We start from the raw sequence: 16,302 nt of genomic DNA, 5'->3' as shown, positions 1-16,302 counted from the left end.
AATGGTTCGAAATGAACGAAAGGAGGCATATAACTAACCATGTTACCTACATCACACAACACCCAACAGGTGAAGCGCATTAATGTCGAACTGGTGAAGAACACGCTCCGATCCATGGGCGTAGGCACGAAAGCTTCCATTGCGAACCTGACCAAACTCAGCGTGGCGACATGCGGCACGATCCTGAATGAGTTGCTTCAGACGGGTGAGATTATAGATCTGGGTCCAGATGAGTCGAGTGGGGGAAGACCGGCGAGTCGGTATCAATTCAATGCGGACTACGCCAGCGTACTTTGCCTGATTATTCGAACAGAGGGCGGCATTCACTCAATCATGCATACATATGCCAATCTGAACGGAGAGATGGCGGACGAACAGACGCTCATTTTGGAAGAAATTAATGTAACGGTGGTAGAGGATCTAATTGCGAACCTGATTGAACAACACCACAATGTGCAGGCGATTGGGATCGGCATACCTGGGGTGGCACACAACGGCGTTATTGGGATCTGTGATGTACCGGAGCTCATGTATCAGCCACTCGGACCAAGGCTCAAGGAGCAATATGAAGACGTGGAAGTGGTCATTGGCAACGACATGAACCTTACGGTCTATGGACTGTATAACCAGCAGCAATTTGAGGAAGAGAAGAACTTTGCGGTGGTGACTTTTCCGGAGAACCATTTTCCGGGTGCAGGCTTTATCATTGATGGTCGTCCGCTGACCGGGAATACGCAATTTGGGGGCGAGGTGTCCTTTTTACCTTTTGGCGTGTCACGAGAAGAGCAGTTGCGAATGTTGAAATCGACGGAAGGGTTGCAGGAACTGGTGGTACAGACGCTGGTATCCATCATCGCGATCATTAACCCGGCTACGATTGTGGTTACAGGCGATACAATGGACCCAGCTATGCGGGATGGACTGACGCAAGGTTGTCTGAATCATCTAATTCCACAGGAGCATATGCCGGAGTTGATCATCCAAAGAGACACGCGCCGCGAATATGTGACTGGGCTGGTCGCGGTGACGCTGGAGAGCCTGACCTACCGCATTCAGGTGGTTGAGAAGCAGTGGTAAAGGGAAAAGGAGCTTTTACGAGTATTCTATTTTTAGGAATAAAGCTTAACCATGTTTCCTGCCTCAAATGTACAAATTATTGACACGATAACGTAGAGGGCAGAACCAATCTGAAGAACGCCTTTATCACTGTATTTTCACCTTTAGGAACAATTCAAAAAAATACAGGGATAACAGCGGTCGGAAGATGGTACTGCAATCGTAGTTATAACGTGCAATCATTTTCCTGAACACACTGGAGGAACTTATTTTGAATCAGCAAGCAGGTACGCAAGGCAACAAACGAAAGTTCAACAAGCTGTACGCCATGCAATTGGCAACGATCTTTCTTGGATTTATCGTATTTGGCATATCGGAAAATATTAAGGGGCCGGCCATTCCGCGCATTCAATTTGATTTCAATCTAGATGAGAAACAGCTCGGGACGTTATTGTCCCTGAATGCACTGGGGTACCTGATCGCCTGCTCCTTCACGGCTATTCTGGTTCGCAAATGGGGCATCAAGGCGGTTAGCATCATTTCATTTGCATCGATGATCCTATCGGGTGTGTTCATTTATGTGTCTCATACTTATCCACTCTTTGCTTCATCGTACTTCTTCATGTACATCGGTAACGGCATGCTGGAGATTGCCTTGGCGATTCTGGGTGCGCGGATTTTTGTAAAAAATACAGGTACGATGATGAACCTGTCCCATTTCTTCTATGGGCTGAGTTCAACGGTGGCGCCTTTATTGGCGACAGGTGTGATGTCTTTGCGCGTGTTTGGACACGAACTGGACTGGCGCGGCATGTATCTGGTGATGTTGTCACTCTGTCTGCTGCCGATCATTGCGGCGTTGCGCAGCAAATTTCCGGGGGATGATCTTCCACATGAAGATCGGACTTCACTGAAGACGTTAACACGTGATCCTGCCCTTTGGCTGATGGTGCTCATTCTTTCTTTTGGCGTGGTATCGGAGCTGGCGGTTGGGGGTTGGCTGGTTAATTTCCTGGAAAAAGCCTACACGTGGGACACGGTCAAAGCCTCCGGGTTATTATCTGCGTTCTTCCTCACGTTCTCGCTGGGACGCCTGCTGCTTGGACCATTGACGGACCGGATCGGATTTGTATTATCACTGATTCTGTTCTCGGCTTTCTCGGGAGTATGTACGTTCGTGGCGCTTGCAGGGGGAGAACGTCTTGCGATTTTCTTTGCGATATCTGGCGCGGGCATAGCGATGATCTATCCAACAGTGATGGCGTTTATCGCACGCAGATATCCGAATGGCAGTGACACCGCGATTACATTCACGGTTACCTTGATGGGGGTTGGTAGTGTCATTGGTAACTATGTGATTGGCTGGGTGATTGAAGGTGTGAAGAATTTGTACGGTTCAACGACTCAGTTGGGACTGCTGCGCGGACTTCAGGCGGGGTATGGGTTCATTGGTTTATGTGCTGTGATCTGTGCGGCATCGGGAGTAGTGTTGTATGTGTATTTGAAAAGACGACAGGAACTGATATAGATGATACGTAGCACCAAGCTTCATTAAGAACTCTTTAATAGAACTCTTTAATAGCTCTTTCTCACCTGAACTATGGAGTGAGAAGGAGCTTTTTTTCAGTTTTTATTTTGCATATGAACGGGTATCAAATTAGCAAATGGTACGATATACACCTTCGATCGGATAATCTGAGCAAAAGTTACGGAACAGTTACTAGTTTACTTTAACAAGCTGAACATTTTGGAAATTAATATTGTTATAAGCTAAATTACATATTATGATGTATAGGTCTTTTGATTCAATATTATACAAAAAGCAGGAGAAAAGACTTAATCATTAGGAGGCAATATGGATATTTCGAAAAAACTGGGTGTAGCAGCTATGGCAACGATAGCTCTTACGCTAAGCACGGCAATTCACTCCAACGTGTCGGCAGCATCCGATCCGTTCAAAGATGTTGCACAGGCATCGCCTTGGGCAAAGGGACTTATTCAAGAAGCTCAAGAGAAGATGTTCATGAATGGAGATCGTGAGGGTTATTTCCACCCCTTACAGGAGGTAACTCGTCAAGAAGCGGCAGTCGCGCTTGCCAAATTAATGGGCCTTCAATTAAGTAACAATGTGGTTTCTTCATTTACAGATGTTGCTCCTGGTTCATGGAGTGAAAGTGCGATTAATGCGGTACAAAAAGCAGGATGGATGAATGGAGATCGTAACGGAACATTTCGTCCTAAAGCAGTAATTACGAGAGAAGAATTAGCTTCCATTTTGGCCAGAGCTACACAAGTAGATGCAGTGGCAGTTCAAGAAGATGAGCTTCCAGCTATTAAGGATAATCAGAAAATATCCGCTTGGGCTAAAAACTCAGTTTCATCCGTTGTTTCATCAGGTTTGATGACAGGAAGTAATGGAAGCTTTCATCCACAGAAACCAGTACTTCGGCAGGAATTGGCAGCTATTTTAGTAAGAATGGATTCTAAGACTACAAGCAATAAACTTCAAACGATCAAGAAAATAGAAAATGGAATGGTGACGATTGGAAATACCAACTATAGTGTGACGGAAGCATTAAAACCACTTTTCTCGGAAAATAATGTAGCTGCACTTGCTAACGCGGAAGTTCGTGTTGAAACCGTAGATGATCGTATCACCAAGGTATTTGAACTAAAACTTCTTACGCCAGGTCAGGGAGCAGAATCGGGTAAAAAAGAGTTCTCAGGTAATACCATACTAGATGGCGGACAAGCAGTCATTGAAGGCAATGTAAAAGTTGCAGCTGACTACATAACGATTAAGAATATCAACATTAGTGGCGATATGGAAATTACGAAGGAACTCGAAAATGACTTTTACGCAGAGAAGATTACGGTAAAAGGTACAACATACGTTAAGGGCGGAGACGATAATACGGTCGTATTCGACCATTCGTCACTCCAAGGAATGAATATTACCAAGGAAGATGTTCGGGTAGAAGCAGTAAACAAAACGGTCGTTAAAGAAGTCCATATTGAGTCGAAGCTCTCCGGATTGTGGGGGGATGAATCCATTACATATGAGAGTGTAACTGTAGGAGAAGGTGTTCAAAATGCTTCTTTGTATGCCCACATCCAGAAATTGGAGATCAATACAGGTAATAAAGAAACAACAATTTCTGGAACAGGTCATATCGAATCGGTGACCATTAAAGGTTCTGGCACAATTGCGCTACAAGGTACCGGCGTAATAGGGTCCGTAACGATTACAGATAGTGCCAGCCAAGTGTCACTCCCAGCTAACGGTTCCATTCAACGTCTAGTGCTTCCAGACGGAATAGCACCAGAGAGAGTGATTGCAAACTACGATAAAGTAAAAACACAGATCGCTACGATTAACGGAGCATCGAATCCAGCTTACGTACTCCCAAGTTCAGGAGGCGGTAATTCTTCCAATAGCGGAGGTAATGCGGGGAACTCCGGAGGAGGAACGCCCTCTAATCCGGGTACAACACCAACACCAACGAATCCGAACCCAATAGCATGGTATCCGTACACTTACAAGAGTTATCAAAACCGTACAGAAACTTCGGCTGATGGTTTGATGACCACGAACAAAACGGGTACGGTCTATTACATGGCTGTTCGTTCAGGTGATAATGTACGTCCTACAACTGAACAAGTGAAGAGCGGAATACTTCCTAATAACCTGCCTTCAACACATGGTGCGTTTTCTATAACAGCTAACCAACCTGTAACCTATAAAATAGAAGGCTTGGAACCGACGAAAGCATACAGCATGTATGCCATTTTCAAAAATGAAGAAACGGGTCAGGAAACGCAGCCGATGCTTATCCATTCCGTTATGAATTATCTTGCGAATGACATTAGTGTTCTTCCTTATGAGAATTCAAACTTAAGTCAGATTAGAATTCAGTTCACTGGCGTTCTTACTCCTCCGGCTACAAGTACAACAAACCCGTCTGCCATAGTTAAAGATGGTCATCTTCGAAACTATGGATATGGATTTATTGAGATTAATTCAATTGACTGGGATCTAACCATTCCCAATATGCCTATTATGAATCTGAATTTTGACCCGGTAACATTGGGGGATGGAACGTCTTATAGATTAGACTGGACCTACGTAAAAGATGCTCTAAAGATTAAATTTACAGAACAAAATGGTTCTCCAAGTGCCCATTCATTTGGGGGACATGGCAGTTACTCGGGTCCGGAAGTTGTCTCATTGATCACCAAGCAATTATCCATAGAAACTGGGAACACGATCGATCCTACTAAGGCAGAAGCGGTTATGCACATTCTTGGAGTGTATCCTTCTCCGTTAAAACAAGAGTTGGAATTGGTTGAGTTCAATGGACAGCATTATCAAAAGGCTCTGGCAGAAAAAGCGGGCCAATACACCACATTTAGTGATGTCAAACAGATTATTCAGGCGATCAACCAGCAATATCCTGCTCCATCCAGTACGGAAGCCAGTGTAATCCGAAACATCAATAGTGCGACAACCGTTTCTCTTATGGAGTCTTATCTGAAGAGATATGCAGCCACGTTAAATATTGATATCACGGCATACAGCAACATGAATCAGGTTGCTCGATTAGAAGTTGCGCAAACGGTTATTGATGATCGAAGACTTCTGCCTGATAACAAATTCACGAGCCTTGAAGAAATTCGTACTGCTTATGAACTTGCATATGTTAAGGCTGCTTCTATACCGATGAGCATTTCTTTTGTGGATACCGATACGGCTGCAGGCTTTATTGGGGGAGATATTAGATGGACTCCAGGTACAGATGATAGTTCCGTCATTTCTTATGAGTTACTCTGGGGGGATTCAGGGCTAGGCCTTTCAACCATTGCAACAATAGACAAAGAGGATGGGAATAGCTACACATTGCCTAACGGAACGTTTATTCCTGAAGGAGCTACTCAGTTGCTTGTTCGAGCTGTGCTTCAAGATGGATCTGAAACAGCGCCCGTATATGTTACTATCAAAGATACATTGCCTTCAGCTCCTGCGAAACCGGTCTTGACTAGGGATGAAACTAAAAATATCATCATTGGCGCTGATGCTTCAATGGAATTCTCGGTAGACAATGGAACGACGTGGATTCCATATGATGAGCAGGATCCACCGGTTTTCCCAGGTAAAGCGAGGGTACAGGTTCGTTTACAAGCCGATCCAGTTAATCAAATACCTGCTGGTAAAACAGCCTCTCTCTCCTTTTCGGATCAGGTAGAAATACTTATTTATCATAGTGATAGTACCAACAAATTCGATACCATGTATATATCATCTGTTATGGAGTATTCATCCGATGAAGGAGGAAGTTGGACCTCATACGATGAGGTGAATCCACCTGAATTTCCAGGTGATCTTACCATACTGCTTCGTGAGAAAGGTGGCAAGTATCTTCCAGCAGGTACTGCTAAAAGTTTTGTATTCACCTCTAATGTAAATGTGAAAAGAACGGGTAATTCATTTGCGCCACTCACGTCAACCCTTGAGTATTCAATGGATGGAGTAGATTGGATAGAGTTTAGTCGGGATTTAGTTGTCACGCTTCAAGCCGGAGAATCGGTTCAGGTTCGGGAAGCAGCACGTAATCTTTTTCCAGCTGGCGCAGCAACGACATATAATTTCGAATAAATAGAGAAATATCATAGGGAGAATCTCTAAAACGATTCTATACCCAACAACAATAAAGCCCCGCCGATTTTCAAAATCGGCGGGGCTTTACATATAAATTAGAAGAAGTTTATCATACGATTTCAAAAAAAATAACATCAAACTGCTCATCTTCTTTACCTTACTTAAACAAGCCTATGACTCGCTTTGAGCCGCCCTTCTTTTCCAACGTTTCAAAAGCACATACAATCCAAAAGCACCTAAGAAAACCACCGCTGCCGGAACGATATAAGGCTTAACAATCTCGTCCACGTGCTCCCATTGAGAGCCTAATTTGAAGCCTAGGTAGATATACAATGAGGTGATCGGAAGCATGGCCAAGAATGTAAAGATACTGAATTTAAACACATTCATCTTCGCCATTCCACATGGGATGGAGATCACGGTCCGAATACCGGGTACAAAACGTCCATAGAAAGCTACCCCGCTGCCATACTTCTCGAAGAACTTATCGGAAGCGTCCAGATGGTGGGGGCGAATCAAGAAATATTTGCCGAATTTTTCGACCATCGGTCTGCCGCCGTATCGTCCCAGGGCATACAACGTCAGAGGTCCAAACGTACCACCTACGGTACCAGCCAGAATAGCCAGCCAAAGCTTCATATCCCCAAGATACACCCAATATCCCGCCATGGGCAGTACAAGTTCAGCAGGTACGAATTCAAACGACAAGGCAATGACCAGACCTGCGTATGACAAATCTTTAAAAAAGAGTATAAATTGCGTGATCCATTCTGTCATGCTTTCCCTCCATGAATCTATCTTTTTTATATATAAAAGAAACACTCCTGTACAAAGAGTAACAATAGCGAATAGAGCTTGTCAAAGTTCACATGGATGTCCATTTCAGGGCACACTGCGGCAATATGTTTACCCATACATAAGGGTTGAATGGATTCATTGACACTTCATACGGAAGTGGGTACCGAAGCAATGATATAATCCTCTGAAAATGCTTCCAATTATAGTATGATAAAACTATCACTGGCTTCTTCACCATCCTGTACATAAAGAGAAGGAGATCAGAACATGACCGTAACTTCGATTATCGACCAGATCCATATTATTGAATACGCCCCCTCTTACGCTGCTGTGCGCAAGACCGTGGAGGCCGGATGGCCGACGGGAGTGTGGTTTTGATTTCTTTGACTATACGTGGAAAAAGGGAGATGTCTCCCTGCGGGCTGCATTTGAAAAGTCGGGTCGCGGGCTGACTGCCCTCGAAACACCGGATTACGAAATCTCTACAGAGGTCGATGATCATGATCTGGTTTTCGGTTCCAGCTATAAGGTTCGCTATCGCATTAAGAACACTTCTGCGTCCGAACTGGCAGTCGAGATCAAGGCACATTATACAAGGGTAAGCTACCGAGGGACTATAGCTCCAATGTATCCTTTTATTGTTTCATGTATATCATATAGATATACAACTGTAGGGAGGTGAGGTATAATTGGAGCATCAATCAAACGAAAGGCGTGGGATTGCCATGACTACAGCCACACTTAGCAAATGGGGAAATAGCAGTGCAATTCGCATTCCTAACCAATTGCTTAAGCGTCTTAATCTGGAAGAGGGCTCGGAAATCGAGATTTTGGTGACAGAAGATAATGAATTGTTGTTGCGTCCAAAAACCAAGCCTGTAGAGTCCAATGAGGAACTACGTAACCATCTAAAGACTTTGCTCTCTAAAGTGAAACAGGATACAAGACATGAAGAAATAGACTTTGGTACTGAAGGGAACGAGTTACTTTGATTATTCCCAAACGAGGCGATCTGATATGGCTTGACTTTGATCCTCAAGCGGGTCACGAGCAAGCCGGGAGACGACCGGCTATTGTTCTATCGGAACTTGAATTCAATGAAATAACGGGTTTTGCCGTTGTATGTCCCATAACGAGCCAAGCCAAGGATTATCCTTTTGAAGTTACACTACCAGAAGAGCTGCCATTTTCAGGTGTTGTTTTGACGGATCAGTTGAAGAGTCTTGATGTGCGGCAACGACATATCCAAATTGCGGGGCATGCCGAACCAACCTCTGAATTTATGAAATCAGTTCTACGCAATGTCCGTTCTATATTGGCATAATTGAAAATTAGTAGCTGATCATATTCCTAAATCCACGTCTAACTAAAAGACGTGGATTTTTTCTTTCATGCCTAAATAGATTCGTCCATCCTTGACGCTTCTAACAAGAGCTTCCGAAAGGCACATATAAGTTGGAAAGAAAGATTTTTAATTCTCTGAAAATGCTTCCATTTATAGTATGATAAGACTATCGCTAGCTTCTTCAAACATGGCATGTATTATCTCTGCGGCTATCGGGCAAAGGCCATATCGAAAGTTCACAAAGACCATCCTATAGATAAAGATAAGGAGATCCAAATATGACCGTAACTTCGATTATTGATCAAATCCATATTATTGAATACGACCCCTCTTACGCTGCCGCACTCGCGGATATGTGGAACCGTAGTAATGAAAGCTGGGGAGGTGGCACCAACCTTAGAACAGAGGAAACAGTTCGCCGGGAGATGGAGAGTTCGTCCAATCTTTATGTGTTTCTAGCCGTTCATGAGAAAGAGGTTGTTGGCTTCTGCAGTTTTGCCCATTACCGCTATGACGAGAGAGCGCTATATGTACCGCTACTTAACGTACGCCCCGACTATCACGGGTATAAGGTCGGACGTAATCTGATCCTGAATGCTGTGCGCAAGACCGTGGAGGCCGGATGGCCTCGCCTGGATCTGTTCACATGGGCAGGCAATACAAAGGCTGTACCGATGTACAAGAAATGCGGATTCTTCTGGGAGAAAAAAGATGATAATGTGCATCTGATGAATTTCATCCCTACCATTTTGCAGACCGAAGCACTCGCTCCATATTTCGAGGAGTTGGATTGGTATGCAGACAGCACGCGTGAACTCGTGGTCGAGCCGGATGGCCGACGGGAGCGTGGTTTTGATTTCTTTGACTACACGTGGAAAAAGGGAGATGTCTCCCTGCGGGCTGAATTTGAAAAGTCGGGTCGCGGGCTGACTGCCCTCGAAACACCAGATTACGAAATCTCAACAGAAGTCGATGATCATGATCTGGTATTCGGTTCCAGCTATAAGGTTCGCTATCGCATTAAGAACAATTCTGCGTCCGAACTGGCGGTTGAGATCAAGGGTGAGGATAACAAAAACATTCGATTTGCGCTGGACATTGCACAAGCAGTCGCTCCGGGAGAAACCATCATCGTGGAAGGTGAGTTTCACCTTGATCCAATTACAGAGGAACAGAATAACAATAAGACTCATCCCGTGGTTGTCAGCACATGGTTGATCGGCGGTAAGAAAGCGGAGTTCAGGTTAGGTATTGCCCCGAAATTCCCGGCCAAAATCAAGACCGTTTTGCCTGTGAAGGAGCTCTATCCAGGTATTCCAGCGGAGTTGGTTCTGAACGTGGAAAATAATGTGGATGCCGAAACGGAGTTTAGCTTGAACCTGCCTGAGGATGAATTCCTTGAATGGGCGGAGCGTTCGGTGCGCTTTACGGTGCCAGCCAAAGGTAAAATGTCTGTGCCAGTGCCTTTCACCTTGCGTTCGTATGGTCTCTATTCCCAAGAAGTAGAAGTGACGGCTGTCCCAGCGGGGAACCATGCGATCTCTTTTACAAGCAAAATTTCTGTCCTGATGAAGGGAATCGAAGGGAAATATGGCGGGCAGATTGAGGATCAATGGGTGGCTGTGAATGGTGCATTCTCGCTCCATATGAACAAACATGATAATGTCATGTGGATTGAATATCCCGGTTCCCGTCATTCATTCTGGTGGACTTATCCGAAGCTGGGTAAGCCGTTTGCCGAAGAGTTATCCAAGAAACAAGCAAGAGAAGTGAATATTTATCCCGAAGGGGAACGTCAGGTTCTTGAAGCACTGTATGACTCGGAGGATTTCCCTGGCTTGCAGATTAAGTCTGTGGTCAAGCTGTCTGCGAATGGAGTCGTCGAATTCCACCACGAGGTTGAGAATACACGAGACACCGCCTGGGAAGAGGACCTGTATCTAATGAATAACTTTGGGTTCTATGGTAGCAGGTTAATTCTCCCGTACCAAGATCGTTTTGTGGATATGGGGGATTCTTACGCTGGCGATCCGAACCATTGGGACAGTTCACAAATTACGGAAAATTGGCTGTTTTGCAAGGAAGAGTATGGTGCCAGCGGTATCTATTGGGACCCTTCTCTGAAGTTGCTTCGCCCGGAATACACGCTGGGATTTCAGCATGAGCTTGGCCGTATTCCCGCAGGAGCCGTTGTGCGGACAAAAGCAACTGTATATGCCCTGAACACGTTTGCCAAATGGTCGGATTTCCGTGCGTTTGCACGGAAGCAGCGTAACCCGGTCATTCCGTTGCTGGACAGTCATCTGGATCTGACACTGAGTGAGGGGAATCCATTTGCCCCGGACGTGCTTCAAGCAACGTTGACTGAACACAAACTGGTTCCGCTTGCGGGCAAGCTGGAGCTATATGTGCAGCAGGGTGGCAAACCGGAGGTTAGGGCCAATGTTAAGGAATTCAATCCGGAACAGAATCTAAACTCAGCCAAGCTGACATTCTCACCAGACGAAGCGGACCGAGACCAGCACGCGAGTGGTTGGAAAGTTCGTGGGCTATACCGGGGCGAAGATCGGATTCAGGAGCGAACTGCCCTTTGGTTCCCACAGAGCGGAACAGAGGTGAAGCAGAAGATTGAAGAAGGTTCATCTGGCCCTTTGTACACCGTAGACAATGGAGTGTTGTCGATCGCCGTTGCTCCTGAATTCGGGAGTGTAGTACACTCTCTGAAATATGCAGGAGAAGAATGGCTGGATAGCTCATACCCTGAACCGGCTCCACGTTCGTGGTGGAATCCGTGGTATGGCGGACTGGGTGTCGGGGTTCCAGGCATGAATGGTTTCAGCCGCCAGTTGGAACAGAGAGCCGCTTCCTGGACAGAGCAGAAGGATCAATACGGCAACGTCTGGAAGGGTATAAAGCTGACCACCCGGATTGAAAAGCATGAAGCGAATCGGGGACTCACGATCCACCAGCATTATCTGATGCTCCCGGGTGTTCCTGTGCTATGCACGCTACTTGCCGTGACCAACGAAAGCGGCCTGACGCTGACGGATTACTCGCTTGCGGAGGAACGTTTCCTCCAGCCTTCATCTGTATTTGCGGAAGGTTGGATAGAGCAACCGGGTAAAGATCGATTCCCGCTGGGCAAGGTGGATGTGGGCCTGCCACTTGAAGACCTTTTGCGATTAGGATCGGTTTCGCGTGAAAACATGCTACATGCGGTCCATCGTTACCCGAATCAGAGTGCGTGGGGGTTTGCTAATAATCAGGTGACGGGTCTGAACGTTCATCATCATCTGACACTCCAGCATGGGGAGACGGTCTGGACGGAGCCAACATATTTGGTTCTGGGACAGATCCCGCTGAGTTCAGCGGATGTGCATGACCTTCTCAAACTGAATTTTGCAACTTCTACCGATGAAAAGGAGGCTTCACATGCCGATCATTGATATTCACATTCATCTGTCGGACATCGACAGCTTTCACCGAACAGCGATCGATCTATCGAAAGTAGATTACTCAGCCGCTGGTCTTAAAGCGGAGTTTGATAAAAACGACGTCATTCTGGGCATCGGAATGGGGGTTACGGAGCAGACGAAGGGAGCGTTCCCGGATTCCAGTTCTCCTAACCCGATGGGACTTGATTTGGAAGAGAAGGTTCCATCATTCCTCATGGAATGTGTGGGGATCAATCCCAATGCGCTAGATGGTAAAAACGCTCAGGACGAGCTTGATCGGATTGAAGCAAGACTGCAATCCCCTGAAGTAGCCGGAATCAAACTCTATGCCGGATACTATCATCACTATGTGTATGACAAAATCTATACTCCGGTCTATGAACTCGCAGCCAAGTACAACCTGCCTGTCGTGATTCATACGGGTGACACGTACTCCATGAATGGATTACTCAAATATTCGCATCCGTTGACGGTGGATGAATTAGCCTTGCAGCAGCGCGGTGTGAACTTCATGATCTGTCATTTGGGTGATCCCTGGGTGATGGATGCAGCTGAAGTGGTGGCGAAGAATCCTAACGTGTACGCGGATTTGTCTGGTCTTGTGGTGGGGGATCGGCCCCATTTTGAACGGTTCATGAACGAGCCTTTGTTCATGGATCATTTCCGCCGGGCCTTGGTCTATTCGGATCATTACGAGAAAATGCTGTTTGGCACCGACTGGCCGCTTGCGCCCATCGATCTGTATGCCGAATTTGTCCGCCGACTTGTACCGGAACAGCATCATGATAAAGTCTTCTATGAGAATGCCTTCGGGCTGTTTCCGCGTATTGGACAGCGGATTGCCGATCTGGGGTAGAACCTAAGTACCGAATTATTAATATCTGAGGGGACGTATAGCATGCCTGTCATGAAAGCATGAATCATGTGATGTTCATGCTTAATCCCTGTCACGTAAGCTCCTGCCACTTTGCTGGCAGGAGCTTTTTTGTCCAGGAGAACAAGGCATTCATCGTACGTCTAATCTGATGAGGGGATTAGGAGAACAAAGGTTGAGTCACCATTTTCATATACCTTTTTAAGTCGTTTTTTGCATGTGGGTATTGTTCCCAAACCCCAAGGTTCCAACTCATATAACGGATGCCGAGATATCGGGATGCCAGAGAGAAGTACTTCTCGAATTGATGTTGTGAAATATCGTATCCGTGAGAACTTAGGGACTCCCGATAGATATCAACTTGTTTCAAATGTGTACAGCGCAGAGGGATATCAAAGAACAGGGAGCCATACCTTGCTTCCTCCCAATCGATAAAATAAACATCCTCATTGTTGTGTACCAATACATTGCCAGGATTCAGATCATTATGAATCATCGTATGTGTGTGCTCATCTTCGATGAGAATTTCAATATCATCTACAATATTACTTGCTACAGTTTCAATTTCCGAAATGAGCGGTGATCCAAATTCCTCAATGAATGATGGACGTTCTATGGCGGTGTTCCACAAAGGTCTCCAGCGTCTTTCCATCATTTCGATGATATGAGATCGATCCACAATAGGTATCCATGGCAGTTCTTTTTTCGACCCCATATTCGTCCCATGTATGTAAGCCAGTGTTCGTAATTCTTTATTCTGAAGCAGGTCTATATCCAGATGACTATAATCGGTTTGGTAGTCCACATCCTGAATGCAGATCAGACTGCGATCTTGAGTATGAGGTTCATTCGAAAGATGATAGGGTACATTGGCTCCCTGTAAAAATAATCTGGACAAGGCGGAGCGTTCAATGAATGTGGCCTTCTTTGTTACGAAAGAAATATCCCTTTTCACACCATTTATAAGGAATTCAATATGATGTCGAAGCAATTCAACGGCTTGAGATCCGGCACCGATTGGGTTACTTTTGATACTTAGAATGTGAATATCCGAGGATACATATTGATTAATGGTTTGTTTTATTAATTGTTGTAATGTGACAGACTCCATACTCATCTGTTGTCTCCTTCTTGCCTGTATTTGTTTTTACGAATAAAGAGAACTATAATGGTGGATGCACAAAATTTCAGATTTCTTTGGAGGAACATACGTTATGAGATCTTTTCAGTTTTATAATCCGACCCGGCTGATTTTTGGCAAAGGGCAACTTCAAGCACTACAAACCGAAGTTCCAAAATACGGAAAACGTATTTTGCTTGTATATGGTGGTGGAAGCATCAAACGTAGCGGGCTGTACGATCAGGTAATTAGCCAGTTGAATGAGATCGGAGCAGAGGTTACGGAACTGGCTGGTGTGGAACCGAACCCTCGTCTGTCTACGGTTCATAAGGGTGTAGAACTATGCAGAACACATAACATTGATCTGGTTCTTGCGGTTGGCGGCGGCAGTGTGCTTGACTGCGGGAAAGCCATCGCAGTAGGAGCCAAATACGATGGAGACATGTGGGATGTTGTTGTGCGCGAAGCAACCCCAGAAGGCGGCCTTCCACTGGGGACAATTCTAACGATGGCAGCGACAGGCTCCGAGATGAACAACGGTTCAGTAATAACCAATCAGGACACGCAGGAAAAATGGGCATGGTTCAGCGAGTATTCTTTCCCGGCGTTCTCCATTCTTGATCCGGAGTACACATACACCGTACCACTGGATCAGACTGTATACGGCATGGTGGACATGATGTCTCATGTGTTTGAACATTATTTCCATCTGGATACGAATACACCAGTTCAGCTTGGATTCTGTGAGACGATTCTTCGTACCGTCATTGATACGGCCCCTCGTCTGATTAAAGATCCAGAAAACTATGAACTGCGTGAAACCATTCTCTACTGCGGAACAATGGCGCTTAACGATGTCCTGAATATGGGTCTTGCCGGAGATTGGGCTTCTCACAATATAGAACATGCTGTATCGGCTGTGTATGACATTCCTCATGGGGGAGGTCTTGCAATCCTCTTCCCACACTGGATGAAGCATAATCTGGATGTGGATGTAGATCGATTCAAACGTATGGCCATTAATGTATTTGATATTAATCCTACTGGAAAGTCGGACAAACAAGTTGCTGAAGAAGGCATTGAAGCGCTGCGTACATTCTGGACTTCGATTGGTGCCCCTAGCCGTCTGGCGGACTATGACATCGACGACAGTCAGATTGACGTAATGGCTGATAAAGCGATGCGATTTGGTCCGTTCGGATTCTTCAAAAACTTGCAGCGTGAAGATGTAGTACAAATTTATCAAGCTGCACTGTAATTGTAAAACTCACAATCACTTTGTATAATGAGTCACATTAAACAAGGACCTTCCTGTAATACATAGGAACGTCCTTGTTTTTTTATTATGACATCATATCTTATGCGCTCCACCGTGTATCTGGACTTCAATATCATGTGATCCCCTTTTCGAATTAATTCTTCGGTTCAACTACGGCTTCATTGACAGGGGGATCCTTTCGTTTCAGATACATCTTGCTTGGACGATGCAAGAGCACGATGAGCAGGGCGAAGAGATGAATCAGGGTGAACAGGTTACTCTCATTCGGAATGGCAACGAATAGCGCCAGACTCAGAAACGTCACGGTGAGCTTGAACTTTCTTTTGGTGATGAATATAACAGCAAGCAGGCTGGGACCGATGATAAACAACATTCTGGCTAAGATTACGCCAGAGGCGTAAGCCAGATCATCTCCTTTGCGTAAGAAACCCAGATAGGTCTCCATGTTCTGGTTGAAGTCAATGAGGAACACGATAAAGGACACAATCACGTAGATCAGTTTTACACTCAATAAAATGCGCACGACATTTAATAGCGTAGGTAATGCTGTTTTTGCCATATCACTTCTCCTATTCGACTTTTAATAAAGTAGGCATTTTCGGATTCAATGCGTCGTCCCTCTTCCTGCACGATATGTATTTTATACATTATACGATGTTGATGTTATATTTTGTATTAACCCAAAGTCTTCATTTTCCAATCGTTTGCAGTGGCCTTTG

Annotated in this window: 11 protein-coding genes; 8 read left to right on the top strand and 3 right to left on the bottom strand. The window is 45.3% G+C overall.

From position 1 onward, the window contains the following. Positions 1 to 39 precede the first annotated feature (39 nt). The 3 genes from MKY01_RS24190 to MKY01_RS24180 all read left to right on the top strand — a co-directional run bounded on the left by MKY01_RS24190 (position 40) and on the right by MKY01_RS24180 (position 6,709). Entirely contained in the window at positions 40 to 1,077 is a 1,038-nt protein-coding gene (locus tag MKY01_RS24190; protein WP_339283912.1) for an ROK family protein, read from the top strand. 307 nt (positions 1,078 to 1,384) lie between these two features. Then, a complete protein-coding gene (locus MKY01_RS24185; protein WP_339287249.1) occupies positions 1,385 to 2,584 on the top strand; it encodes an MFS transporter in 1,200 nt (399 codons plus the stop codon). Between the two features lie 327 nt (positions 2,585 to 2,911). Next, positions 2,912 to 6,709 carry a DUF4073 domain-containing protein gene (locus MKY01_RS24180; protein ID WP_339283910.1) on the top strand — a complete coding sequence of 1,266 codons (3,798 nt, stop codon included), beginning with the start codon at positions 2,912 to 2,914 and terminating at the stop codon, positions 6,707 to 6,709. Positions 6,710 to 6,883: 174 nt separating this feature from the next. On the opposite strand, the gene MKY01_RS24175 is transcribed toward MKY01_RS24180, so the two are convergent. Further along, the gene (locus MKY01_RS24175; protein ID WP_339283909.1) at positions 6,884 to 7,489 is read right to left on the bottom strand and encodes a DedA family protein; all 606 of its coding nucleotides are present in this window, start codon (positions 7,487 to 7,489) and stop codon (positions 6,884 to 6,886) included. Positions 7,490 to 8,199: 710 nt separating this feature from the next. On the opposite strand from MKY01_RS24175, the gene MKY01_RS24170 reads away from it, so the two are divergent. The 4 genes from MKY01_RS24170 (at position 8,200) to MKY01_RS24155 (ending at position 13,166) form a co-directional block, all read left to right on the top strand. Next, positions 8,200 to 8,502 (top strand): AbrB/MazE/SpoVT family DNA-binding domain-containing protein, encoded by a 303-nt coding sequence (locus MKY01_RS24170; protein WP_017687001.1) that lies wholly within the window; start codon positions 8,200 to 8,202, stop codon positions 8,500 to 8,502. Then, positions 8,499 to 8,834, top strand: a complete 336-nt coding sequence (locus MKY01_RS24165; RefSeq protein WP_253502564.1) for a type II toxin-antitoxin system PemK/MazF family toxin — start codon at positions 8,499 to 8,501, stop codon at positions 8,832 to 8,834. Before MKY01_RS24170 ends, MKY01_RS24165 begins: the two co-directional genes overlap by 4 nt. 299 nt (positions 8,835 to 9,133) lie before the next feature. Then, entirely contained in the window at positions 9,134 to 12,301 is a 3,168-nt protein-coding gene (locus MKY01_RS24160) for a GNAT family N-acetyltransferase (protein WP_339283907.1), read from the top strand. After that, a complete protein-coding gene (locus MKY01_RS24155) occupies positions 12,288 to 13,166 on the top strand; it encodes a TatD family hydrolase (protein ID WP_339283905.1) in 879 nt (292 codons plus the stop codon). The genes MKY01_RS24160 and MKY01_RS24155 overlap by 14 nt, the downstream gene beginning before the upstream one ends. 178 nt (positions 13,167 to 13,344) lie before the next feature. On the opposite strand, the gene MKY01_RS24150 is transcribed toward MKY01_RS24155, so the two are convergent. Beyond that, positions 13,345 to 14,301, bottom strand: coding sequence for a phosphotransferase (locus tag MKY01_RS24150; RefSeq protein WP_282320532.1), 957 nt, complete (start codon positions 14,299 to 14,301; stop codon positions 13,345 to 13,347). A 97-nt stretch (positions 14,302 to 14,398) separates the two neighbouring features. Here MKY01_RS24150 and MKY01_RS24145 point away from each other — a divergent pair, with 97 nt between their 5' ends. Next, positions 14,399 to 15,562 (top strand): iron-containing alcohol dehydrogenase, encoded by a 1,164-nt coding sequence (locus tag MKY01_RS24145; RefSeq protein ID WP_036674351.1) that lies wholly within the window; start codon positions 14,399 to 14,401, stop codon positions 15,560 to 15,562. Positions 15,563 to 15,716: 154 nt separating this feature from the next. Here the strand turns inward: MKY01_RS24145 and MKY01_RS24140 are convergent, their stop codons facing one another. Beyond that, positions 15,717 to 16,142: a hypothetical protein gene (locus MKY01_RS24140; RefSeq protein ID WP_339283903.1), complete on the bottom strand. Its 426-nt coding sequence runs from the start codon at positions 16,140 to 16,142 to the stop codon at positions 15,717 to 15,719. Positions 16,143 to 16,302 lie beyond the last annotated feature (160 nt).

Source organism: Paenibacillus sp. FSL R5-0486, assembly GCF_037975155.1.
GTDB lineage: Bacteria > Bacillota > Bacilli > Paenibacillales > Paenibacillaceae > Paenibacillus > Paenibacillus amylolyticus.
The sequence above is the reverse complement of the archived record's forward strand: the minus strand, read 5'-3'. Positions and strand labels throughout refer to the sequence as shown.